Genomic DNA, 12194 nt, shown 5'->3' with positions numbered 1-12194 from the left:
ACGGACGATATACAACATTCAAGTACAGTGGAGGTGGCGAGAAGAGTTGTGGTTTGATGTAGGAAACGGACGATATACAACGTTTGTTTATCGAACCCCTTTATCATGATAGTTGTGGTTTGATGTAGGAAACGGACGATATACAACAGATTATAGCCGTACTCTCTCGCTGTTGGGTTGTGGTTTGATGTAGGAAACGGACGATATACAACTCAACGAAATCAGTAACCTCTTTAGTAAGGTTGTGGTTTGATGTAGGAAACGGACGATATACAACTTTTCGGCAAACTGCTGATGGTCAAAGCCAGTTGTGGTTTGATGTAGGAAACGGACGATATACAACTATTTCTACATCGTCTCCATCACCAAGCATGTTGTGGTTTGATGTAGGAAACGGACGATATACAACAATATGATGATAGACATCAGAAGAAAAAAGTTGTGGTTTGATGTAGGAAACGGACGATATACAACCGGGAAGCTCAACGGTAGACGCGTCTACATGTTGTGGTTTGATGTAGGAAACGGACGATATACAACAAAGGCACTTGAAAGCGCAACTGAAAAAAAGTTGTGGTTTGATGTAGGAAACGGACGATATACAACCCTGTAGATCCAGTCATCATCAACTGACAGTTGTGGTTTGATGTAGGAAACGGACGATATACAACGGTGTGTTACTTGCATGCAGCGGTGGCAGCGTTGTGGTTTGATGTAGGAAACGGACGATATACAACTTCAAATTGAGTATTTTTTGCTATTTTTGGTTGTGGTTTGATGTAGGAAACGGACGATATACAACAAGGACATGAACGACCCTTGTAATGTACCGTTGTGGTTTGATGTAGGAAACGGACGATATACAACCGGTTGCGAAAAGAACCGTTCCCGTTTCCTGTTGTGGTTTGATGTAGGAAACGGACGATATACAACATGAACGCCAAATCATGCTTTCACGCCGCCGTTGTGGTTTGATGTAGGAAACGGACGATATACAACGGATGCCACAAGATGTTGTTCGACATCATGGTTGTGGTTTGATGTAGGAAACGGACGATATACAACATTTCGACGAAGACAAACTGAAATCTTCAGGTTGTGGTTTGATGTAGGAAACGGACGATATACAACATTGCCATTTTTTATAGATACGTCCGAAGGTTGTGGTTTGATGTAGGAAACGGACGATATACAACAAGCGCGTTAGCGCGTCTCCGCTTCACGCGGTTGTGGTTTGATGTAGGAAACGGACGATATACAACGTTTCAAGGAAAGGTACAAATACCATCTTGTTGTGGTTTGATGTAGGAAACGGACGATATACAACGTTTCAAGGAAAGGTACAAATACCATCTTGTTGTGGTTTGATGTAGGAAACGGACGATATACAACTAAAAAATATTCATTTATATCAAAAAATATGTTGTGGTTTGATGTAGGAAACGGACGATATACAACGGGCTTGCAGCTCGTAGAGACCGCCGAGGGGTTGTGGTTTGATGTAGGAAACGGACGATATACAACGTTGTCCTTAGCTGCCTGTATGCTGTCAGCGTTGTGGTTTGATGTAGGAAACGGACGATATACAACAATATCTCCTTCCTTTACAGCATCCTTACGGTTGTGGTTTGATGTAGGAAACGGACGATATACAACTTGGTGGCAACATCATTGAACGGCGTGCCAGTTGTGGTTTGATGTAGGAAACGGACGATATACAACACACTCATAGCGGTCTGCGCCTAACCAGGGTTGTGGTTTGATGTAGGAAACGGACGATATACAACGTTACCACTGCCAATACCTTTTCCGGCATAGTTGTGGTTTGATGCAGGAAACGGACGATATACAACTAGTAACGGCAGGCTCTAACGGAACCATAGTTGTGGTTTGATGTAGAAACAGACAACACGAGATGCCATTCTCCCCCAAGCGACTCCACCAGCGGATGGCAAAACGGATGTGACGCCTCCTATATATATAATAAGGCATATATCCGCGCCCAATCCCGCCCCTTTGTGCATGGCAGAAGAAAAAATGGGGATTGAGGGATTGGAGGTCAATGTTTTTTTGTAACTTTGTAGCGTCTCTGTGGCAGACCTGGGGCTTGACAGCGCAAGCAGTTATGGCTGTGGGATAGACACGGAGCGGAAAGAAATGTTATCAAGCGATATTTCTATTTATACTGATATAGTTATGACAAATTCTACAGAGAATCTCTATCAGCTTGACGGTAGAGTGCCATTGGGCAAAGCAGTCCCATTCGGTCTTCAGCATGTACTGGCCATGTTTGTCAGCAACATTGCGCCTATCATGATTCTTGCCAGCGCCATAGGGCTGGACAAATCAGTCAGTGCGGTGCTCGTACAAAACTGTATGGTAATAGCGGGTATAGGTACGCTGGTGCAGCTCTACCCCGTATGGCGGATAGGTTCGCGGCTGCCCATCGTGATGGGTATTTCCTTCACCTTTCTCTCGCTGGCCATCAGCATTGGCGCAGCCTATGGCATGGGCACCCTCATCGGAGCGGTGATTGTGGGCGGCGTGCTGGAAGGACTGCTGGGACTTTTCGCCAAATACTGGATAAAACTGATTCCGCATGTCGTGGCAGCCACTGTGGTGACAGCCATCGGATTCTCGCTGCTGCCGGTGGGAGCCAACTCCTTTGCCGGCGGACTGGGCGCAGCCGACTTCGGCAGCATGGACAACTGGATTGTGGGCAGCGTTACGCTGTTGGCCTGTCTGCTCTGCCAGGTGTTTGCCAAGGGCTTCCTGCGGTCGCTGTCGGTACTCATGGGCCTCATCGCGGGCTATATCCTCGCTCTCTTCATGGGTATGATTGATTACAGTGGACTCAGCGATATATCGATTGTGGCGCTACCCAAGCTGCTGCCCTTTACGCCTGAGTTCAACATCGGCGCGATACTCTCGGTGACGGCGGTCTATCTGGTCTCGGCGACAGAGACGATAGGCGACACATCGGCGCTCTGCAACAGCGCGCTCGGACGCGACCCCAAGCAGAAGGAGATGGGGTCTGCCATCTGCTGCGACGGTTTTGTGAGCAGTGTATCAGGACTCTTCGGCTGTACCCCCATCACCTCGTTCAGCCAGAACGTGGGTCTGGCTGCCATGTCGGGCGTAGTCAACCGCTTCACGATAGGCGTGGGTGCCGTGGTAATGATTGTGGGCGGCATATTCCCGGCTATAGGCTATGTGCTTACCACCATACCCCAGGCCGTACTTGGAGGCTGCACCATCATGATGTTTGGCAGCATCCTCTTTGCCGGTTTCGGCATGATGGCCCGCTCTGGATTCTCTCAGCGCAACATGATTATCGTGAGCCTCTCGCTGAGCGTGGGACTCGGTTTCACCCAGGCCACAGACATGTTCAACATCTTCCCTGAGATTGTGCGTACGGTATTTGCCGACAACTGTGTGGCTGTGGTATTCCTCCTGGCCGTGGTGCTCAATCTGATTCTGCCCAAGGAGAAGGAAGACGCTGCTGACAAGCAATAACGATACAAGACACTCCATTACTGAAGAGACGACAGCCGACGATGGGCCCCACAGCGCCCTGCCGGTTGTCGTCTCTTCGGTTTCAGGGGTCGGCGTGTCTATCATAATCATGAAAAATCAAGCATTTTGCCATTCTTTCGTTGCATAAATCAAAAAAAACTCCTAATTTTGTAAACTTTCTGCAATAAACGATAATAACTATGGACGACGACAAGACCAAAGAGGAAACAGACGATATACTGGACAACGACCAGCACTCTGACTATCGCCCCGCCGACCGTTTCGACGCTTCTGCCGTGCATCACCTTTCGGGAATGTACAAGAACTGGTTTCTGGATTACGCCAGCTACGTGATCCTGGAACGTGCCGTACCTCATATCGAGGACGGTCTGAAGCCTGTGCAGCGACGCATACTGCACACCATGAAGCGCATGGACGACGGCAGATATAATAAGGTGGCCAACGTGGTGGGCGAGGCGATGAAGCTGCACCCCCACGGCGACGCGTCGATAAGCGACGCGCTGGTGCAACTGGGCCAGAAGGAGCTGCTCATCGACACCCAGGGCAACTGGGGCAACATACTGACCGGCGACCGTGCTGCTGCCGGACGATACATCGAAGCCCGTCTTACCAAGTTTGCCCTCGACACGGTGTTCAACCCCAAGACCACCGACTGGCAACTGTCGTACGACGGCCGCAACAAGGAGCCTATCACGCTGCCCGTGAAGTATCCGCTACTGCTGGCCCAGGGAGCCGAAGGTATAGCCGTGGGTCTGGCGTCCAAGATTCTGCCCCACAACTTTACCGAGATATGCCAGGCTGCCATAGCCTATCTGCGCGGCGAGAAGTTTGCCCTCTACCCCGACTTCCCCACCGGCGGTTCGATAGACGTATCCAAATATAACGACGGACTGAGAGGCGGAATGGTCAAGGTAAGAGCCAAGATAGAGCAGGTAGACGGCAAGACGCTCGCCATACGCGACATCCCCTTCACCAAGACCACATCAACTCTGATAGACAGCATCACCAAGGCTATAGAGAAAGGTAAAATCAAGATACGCCGCATCGACGACAATACCGCCGCCGAGGTGGAGATACTGATACATCTGGCGCCGGGCACAAGCCCCGACAAGACCATCGACGCGCTCTATGCCTTCACCGACTGCGAGACCAACATTTCGCCCAACTGCTGCGTAATCAAGGACAACAAACCCTGCTTCCTCACCATCAGCGACGTGCTGACCCACTCGGTCGAGCACACCAAAGACCTGCTGAGGATGGAGCTGGAGATACGCCGCAACGAGCTGCTCGAGCAGCTGTTCTTCATCTCGCTCGAGCGCATCTTCATCGAGGAACGCATGTACAAGGAGACCCGCTTCGAGCAGGCTCCCAACCAGGACGCCGTGGTGGAGTTCCTCGACGAGAAGTTTGCTCCATTCAAGAAGAAGCTGGTGCGCAGCATCACACGCGACGACCTGCTGCGTCTGCTCGAAATCAAGATGCAGCGCATTCTGAAATACAGCAAGGACAAGGCCGACGAACTGCTGGCGCGTATCAAGAAAGAGCTCAAGGAGATAGAGCACGACCTGGCCCACATGACCGACGTGACCATCAACTGGTATGAGTATATCATCGAGAAATATGGCGCCGACCATCCACGCCACACTGAGATACGCAACTTTGACACCATCGAAGCCACCGAGGTAATCGAGGCCACCGAGAAGCTCTACATCAACCGCAGCGACGGCTTCATGGGCACCGGACTCAAGAAAGACGAGTTTGTGTGCAACTGCTCCAAGATAGACGACATCATCATCTTCTACCGCGACGGCAAATACAAGATCGTCAAGGTGGCCGACAAGTTCTTCGTGGGCAAGAACGTAATCTGGGCGCAGGTGTTCAAGAAGAACGATGTGCGCACCATCTTCAACGTGGTCTATCGCGACGGCCGCAAGGGCATGTGCTTCATCAAGCGTTTCTTCGTCAACGGCTGTACTCGTGACCGCGAGTACGACCTGACCCAAGGCACCGAGGGTTCGCGCATCATGTACTTCACTGCCAACCCCAACGGCGAGGCCGAAGTGATAAAGATAACGCTCGAACCCGACTGTACAGCCAAGAAGAAGGCTAATATATTCCTCGAAAAGGATTTCTCCGAAATACTTATCAAGAACCGTACGGCACGAGGCAATATCCTCACCAAGAAGCCCGTTCACCGCATCTCGCTCAAGAGCCGCGGCCACTCCACTCTGGGCGGACGCAAGGTGTGGTACGACCCCTATGTGCGACGCATCAACTATGAAGAGCGGGGCAACTACCTCGGAGAGTTCAGCGACGACGACCGTATACTGGTCATCCTCAACGACTACAGCTACTACTTCACCGACTTCGACGCCAACAACCACTATAGCGAGGGCATCGTCGTCATCGAGAAGTGGAATCCCGAGAAGATATGGACCGCCGTGCTCTATGATGCCGACAACAACCGTCTGCTCTACATCAAGCGATTTGCGCTGGAATACTCGCGCAAGCCGCTCAACATCATGGGCGAAAACCCCAAGAGCAAGATGGTGCTGCTCACCGACACGCCCTATCCCCGTCTGAGGGTTACCTTCGAGGGCGTCGATGTCAAGCAGCCGCCGCTGGAGGTCGAGGCTGCCGACTTCGCCACCATCCGCTCGGTCAAGGCCCACGGCCGCCGTCTCACCATCTACAAGGTCAAGACGGTAGAAGAGCTTGAGCCTACCCGCCAGCCTGAGCCCGAGCCCACTGCCAGTGACGCCGACGACAGCACCGACGACACCAATCTGGACCCCGATGCCGGCAAGAGCCAGCAGCAGGTCATCGACGAAATCACCGGCCAACTCAGCCTTTTCTCCAATGACGACAATTAAGATCATCCTCCTGGCGCTTCTGGCAGTCGTGCCCTGCTCCATCGCTTGGGCCCAGAGCGAGCGCATAGTCACCAATGCCCGCATGGTGGGCATTGGAGGCGCCGAGGTGCTCGACACCTATCTCTCCCCGCTCCATTACAGGGGCACCGAACTGAGATACATCTCACACACCCTGCGCGAGAAGACCGACACCACGCGCCTCTTCCATGAAATCATCCACCAGGGCAGCCTCTCTCTTCTTGAAAACAAGAGCGGCTACGGTGGCGAGATGGCAGGCAGCTACAATTTCCAGTACGGATGGCACTGGCATCTATGCGATTTCCATTTCAAGGGAAGCACCCTGCGACTCGATGTGGGTGGAAACATCGACGCCAACATAGGTTTCATCTACAACACCCGCAACTCCAACAATCCCGCACAGGCCAGAGCCTATCTCAACCTTACGCCCACAGCCGCCGCCACCTACACCCTGCACTGGCGCCATCCGCTGGCAGTGAGATACGAGGTGTGGCTGCCTGTCGCCGGCGTCATGTTCTCGCCCAATTACGGACAGTCCTACTACGAGATATTCTCCAAGGGCAACTACGACCACAACGTGGTGCCCACCTGGGTAGGCAACGCGCCGTCGATGAGGCAGATGCTCACCGTCGATTACAACCTGTGGGGCACCACCCTGCGCGCCGGCTATCTGGGCGACTACCAGCAGGCCAGCGTCAACCACCTCAAGTCACACATCTACACCCATGCGTTTGTCATCGGTGTGGTGCGCAAGTTCAGTATCCAAAAGATTAAACAGCCATGACCCTTCCACGCCTTTCTCTCTTGTTCCGTCTATGCCTGACATGCCTTGTCGCCATCAGCATGACCAGCTGCGTAGATGAAGACGAATACACCAACTCGCCGAGCGGCAACTTTGAAGCCCTATGGCGCATCATGGACGAGCACTACTGCTTCTTCAGCCAGAAGGGCGTAGACTGGAACGAGGTCTACCAGCGCTACTCGCGCCAGATAGACAACCACATGAGCGAGAACCAGCAGTTTGAGGTTCTCTGCAACATGCTCAGCGAACTGCGCGACGGCCATGTCAATCTCTACTCCACCTTCGACATCGGCCGCAACTGGAGTTGGCGCGAAGACTATCCCTCCAATTTCTCCGACACACTCTCCCGACGCTATCTCGGCACCGACTACCGCATCGCGTCGGGCATCAGCTACCGCATCCTCGACGACAACATAGGCTATATGCGCTGCTCCACCTTTGCCAACGGTTTCGGCGAAGGCAACCTCGACGACATCATGGCCTACCTGCTCACCTGCCGCGCCCTCATCATCGACATACGCAGCAACCCCGGTGGAATGATAAGCGCCGCCGAGCAGCTGGCTGCCCGCTTTACCGACGAAGACATCCTCGTGGGATATGTGCAGCACAAGACGGGCCGCGGCCACAACGACTTCTCTGCCATGAAGGAGCAGCGATTGCGCCCGAGCCGCGGCATACGCTGGCACAAGCCGGTGGCAGTGCTCACCAACCGCACCGTCTTCAGCGCCGCCAACGAGTTTGTCAAGTACATGCGCTGCTGTCCACGCGTCATCACCGTGGGCGACCACACCGGTGGCGGAGGCGGCATGCCCTTCAGCAGCGAGCTGCCCTGCGGATGGAGCGTGAGGTTCTCTGCCTGCCCCATCTACGACCGCAACCGCCAGAGCACCGAAGACGGCATAGCCCCCGACCATGTGGTGAGCATTACCGACAGCGACCTCCAGCGCGGCATCGACACCATCATCGAGGAAGCCCGTAAAAAATTGAATGACAGCAAATAAAAACTCACGCATCGTCACGTTTCTCATTTTTTTATCGTAACTTTGCACCATTATTGCGCTTGTGGCGGAATTGGTAGACGCGCCAGACTTAGGATCTGGTGGCTCAGGTCGTGTAGGTTCGAGTCCTATCAGGCGCACCCGCTAATCCTAATTGCTTATCAACAAGCAGTTAGGATTTTTTTGTTTGTATACCCAAGCCCCCATTACCTGCGCAGTCATCACTCATGGTCACCCGATGGGCAGGCTGTCAGCCTCTACATTTGAAGACACCACTACTGACAGGCTGGAGGAATGTGTAGAGATAGAAGAGGGATACCTTGAAGTGGGCAACAAGCATAATATATTCTGCAAAATGGCTGAGGAGACAACCCTATTCGGAATTTCCGCTATTATTGAATGCTTGGAATGAGAAGCGTTGCTTGAGACCCTAACTACGGGAGTAACCAGAACCAATACAGATTTGATTGAACCAGCTTGTTCAAAGCAATGCCATACTCGGTTAGCCCAATGACCCAATAAATGGCCCAATAAATGACCCAATAAATGTATCTATGTGGCATTATGGAAAAAACGGCGAAAACAGCTATTTATCAGCAAAAAAGTATTATCTTTGCAACCGCTTTTGAAGACAAGCGCAATAATTACGAGACCAAGCGCGATGTCTCCGAAGCCATGCGCAACCGCTTTTGAAGCCATGCACAATGCTTTTGAAACCAAATGCCCTATGTCTGAATCTACATATAGAACAATGGAAATGAAAGATATCGCACGAATACTTAGACTTGCAGTGTGGCGCAGCCATGCTGTGGCTGTGGCGACTGTTGTGGTGAGCATGCTGGCGGCCATTGCCCCAGCGGCGCATGCCAAGGACATCAGCCCGATGGAGGCTGTCAGGATTGCCCGAAGAGTGGTTACCCTGTCGGACGACTGTGCCGCCATGGCCAGGGCGCAGAGCCGCACGGCGACGCCCATCCCACCTTATTATATATATAACGACGCGCGGGGACTGGGATTTGTCATCGTTGCCGGCGACGACGAGATGGGAGAAATCCTGGCCTACAGCAGGGAGACCACGCTCGACACGCTGACAGCCAACCCCTGCGTCAAACTGCTCTTAGAGGGTTACCGCCAGACCTACGAGGCAATCAAGGAGGGGCGGGTGACCCTCAGCCCCAGAACCCGCAACGCACTCTACACCAAGACCGTAGAGCCGCTGCTGAAGAGCAAGTGGGGACAGTCGCACCCCTTCAACGCCAAGACCGGTTACCCATACAGCGTATGCGTGGCTACGGCGGTGGCGCAGATGATGTACTACTACCAGTGGCCCGCCCAGGGCAAGGGGAGCAACGAGTATCTCGTCAAGTACTACAACACGACGGTGAGCGCCGACTTCAGCCAGTCGCGCTACGACTGGGCCAACATGCTGCCCGACTACCGCTACCCCATCGCCGCCACGCAGAAGCAGGAAGACGCCGTGGCGCTGCTGATGAGCGACGTGGGCATAGCCTCGTTCATGCAGTACACCCCCGACGCGAGCGGCACCCAGGGACTCTTTGCCTACAAGGCGCTGCAGAAGCACTTCGACTACACCGCTGCCTATGTCACCAAAGCCATAGAGGGCCCCAGCCGCTTTGCCGAGATACTGCGGCAGGAACTGCTCAACGGGTGCCCAGTCTATCTGGACGGACGGCCCGCAGGGACGGCATCGGGGCACGCCTGGGTGGCCGACGGATTTGACCAGAACGGACTCTTCCACATGAACTTCGGTTGGGAAGGACAGGGCGATGCCTACTACTCGCTCACCAACCTCAACGTGACCGAGACCGGAAGCGAATTTCAGGGCAAGCCTCTTGCCTTCAACCGCGCCCTCACCGCCATCCTCGCCCACCCCAACAACGGCAAATATCCCGACATCGACCGCGGACTGCTGGAGACCTCGCCCCAACTGATGTTCAACGAGGGCGGCTCGCTCTCCATCAAGGGCGCAGACAAGACCTTCAATCCGTCGCAGACGCAGACCGTAGAGGTCAGCTCGTTTGTGAACCGCGGCAACCCCTTCCGTGGCGACATCGGCGTGGCGGTCTACGACGCCCAGGGCAAGTTCGTCCGCGTGGCCTATTCTGACGACCACGCCACCGGCGGACTCACCCAGCGAATCTACGGCGACGGCCTCGACGGATATATGGGCACCGACTATCTCATCAACGAGCCCCAGCCCATCCACCTGAGTCTCGCCCAGCTCGCCGATGGCTACTACCGCCTCATCGCCGTATGCACCGCCCGCAAGGACGACGGTTCGTGGGACGATTTCTTCCCCATAAAGAAGGTGCCCATCATCGAGGTGGAACTGAGCAACGGCTCCGCACGCATCTCGGAAATCTGTTCGGAGGAAGCGCGGTTCCAGCTGATGGGCCAGCCCCGTCTCTCTGACGAAGCCTATCAGGGCGAGAAGGTGGTGGCGTTCTTCCCCGTGAAAAATCTCAATGGCGTGCCGCGCGACTGTTATCTGAGGGTGAGGCTGCTCGATGCCGACAGGACAGTGGTGCTCGACACGCGCGTGGACGCACTGACCGAAATCGAGGGCTTCACCGAGACCGAGATACCCATCACCCTCTCCATCCCCGCCTCACTCGCCCCAGCGCGCTACGAGGTGCAGCTCGAGATGACGGGCGACGAGGCAGAGACGCTCCACTACCCCATCCTCAACATCCACGACCGCGATGCCGCCTATATCGATGTGGTCAAGGGACAGGACAGACCGATTATGGCCAAGGCGGAGATATTCCTGGCCGACGACTCCAACTCCAAGGTCGAGTCGGGAAGCATCGACATCACCAGGATGCCGCTCTTCAAACTCGGAGTGTCGCTACGCGCAACCGAAGGACGCAGCTACGAGGGCTACGTATATATGTTTGGCGAAGACACGCAGACCCATGAGACCATCCAGATACCGGGTATCGAGGATAATGTCAGCGTCCATTCATCGTTTGATGTGCCGCTCTTCAGCTACTGGTTGCGTCAGAGCAACCAGCCCTTTGCCGACGGCCACACCTATCGCATCTATGTCACCGGCAAGACCGACGGCAACGATGTGGCGCTGACCTCGCCCAAGGCGCCGGCTTACTACCTCAAGCGCGAGGGCAACATCTTCTCCATCTATAGCGGCACCGCCACAGCCATTGACGACGCCCCGACCACGGTGCCCACAGTGAGCCTCAGCGCCGGTCAGCTTGCGGTAAGCGCCGAGGGGCTCAGAGCCATACGGCTCTACAGCGTGAGTGGCACAATGGTCGGCCAGGCACCAGCCACCGACGCCCGCCGCGCCGAACTCTCCCTCCAGGGTCTCGCCCAGGGCGTCTACCTCCTGCGGATAGAGGCTGGAGCGCGCACCACCACCTACCGGTTCATGCACCGCACCGCCGCCCCTCTGCGATAGCCACTGCGACAGCAGTCCACCGTCACCGCCACCACGGCGCAACCATAGCCATCCCCCCTGCCCAACGACAGACAGCGGGGATGGCTTTTTTGCGTCACCGCCACCAGCCACCCAAGCACCGCCACCCGCTCCGCCTCGCCCCTCATGCCTCAGGGGCAGCCAGAGGGCATCATCGCCATCACCTCTACCACCATGGCCAGCTCGTACCTTATGTCACGAGCCCTCGCATCATAAGTCACGAGCCCACGGTTCAGTAGGCACGAGCCCACGTATCATATGTTACGAGCCAGCCGTGATGATTGCGCAAGTCGGGATGGCGGTCAACAGGGTAGCGGCAATGCCCATCACGCTCCGCGAAATCGCCATGGGCGACATGGCGTGGGTTACGGGAGTTGCGCTGACAGCAAGAGGCGCAGTGACGCCCCACAGCGATGCCCACCTGCCGACAACGGCATCCACCCACAAGCCCCATCCCGGCCTTCCTCAAGGGGAAAGAGTGTCACATAACCATCTCAAACACAACAAGA

At 54.8% G+C, this 12194-nt stretch carries 7 protein-coding genes, 1 tRNA gene and 1 CRISPR repeat array (1 of these 9 running past the window's edge); all 8 genes read left to right on the top strand.

What is annotated here, in order from left to right:
- Positions 1-1918: a CRISPR direct-repeat array (repeat unit 36 nt; unit sequence GTTGTGGTTTGATGTAGGAAACGGACGATATACAAC) (it extends 415 nt beyond the left edge of the window).
- 278 nt (positions 1919-2196) lie between these two features.
- Positions 2197-3516 (top strand): nucleobase:cation symporter-2 family protein, encoded by a 1320-nt coding sequence (locus tag CIK94_RS09055; protein ID WP_094422737.1) that lies wholly within the window; start codon positions 2197-2199, stop codon positions 3514-3516.
- Between the two features lie 200 nt (positions 3517-3716).
- On the top strand, positions 3717-6410 hold the full coding sequence (locus CIK94_RS09050; protein WP_094422735.1) for a DNA gyrase/topoisomerase IV subunit A: 2694 nt from the start codon (positions 3717-3719) through the stop codon (positions 6408-6410).
- Entirely contained in the window at positions 6397-7212 is an 816-nt protein-coding gene (locus CIK94_RS09045; protein WP_094384795.1) for a DUF3316 domain-containing protein, read from the top strand. Before CIK94_RS09050 ends, CIK94_RS09045 begins: the two co-directional genes overlap by 14 nt.
- A complete protein-coding gene (locus tag CIK94_RS09040; protein ID WP_094422733.1) occupies positions 7209-8231 on the top strand; it encodes a S41 family peptidase in 1023 nt (340 codons plus the stop codon). Before CIK94_RS09045 ends, CIK94_RS09040 begins: the two co-directional genes overlap by 4 nt.
- Positions 8232-8286: 55 nt before the next feature.
- Positions 8287-8368, top strand: a tRNA-Leu gene (locus CIK94_RS09035).
- 424 nt (positions 8369-8792) lie between these two features.
- Complete coding sequence (locus CIK94_RS14875; protein WP_256387338.1) at positions 8793-8921, top strand: hypothetical protein; 129 nt, start codon at positions 8793-8795, stop codon at positions 8919-8921.
- Between the two features lie 58 nt (positions 8922-8979).
- Positions 8980-11667 carry a thiol protease/hemagglutinin PrtT gene (locus CIK94_RS09030; RefSeq protein ID WP_254046182.1) on the top strand — a complete coding sequence of 896 codons (2688 nt, stop codon included), beginning with the start codon at positions 8980-8982 and terminating at the stop codon, positions 11665-11667.
- Between the two features lie 295 nt (positions 11668-11962).
- Positions 11963-12194, top strand: a 232-nt coding sequence (locus CIK94_RS14660; protein ID WP_144008364.1) for a hypothetical protein, incomplete at its 3' end; no start/stop codon positions are given.

The sequence above is a fragment of the Prevotella sp. P4-51 genome (assembly GCF_002251455.1).
Lineage (GTDB): Bacteria > Bacteroidota > Bacteroidia > Bacteroidales > Bacteroidaceae > Prevotella.
The sequence above is the reverse complement of the archived record's forward strand: the minus strand, read 5'-3'. Positions and strand labels throughout refer to the sequence as shown.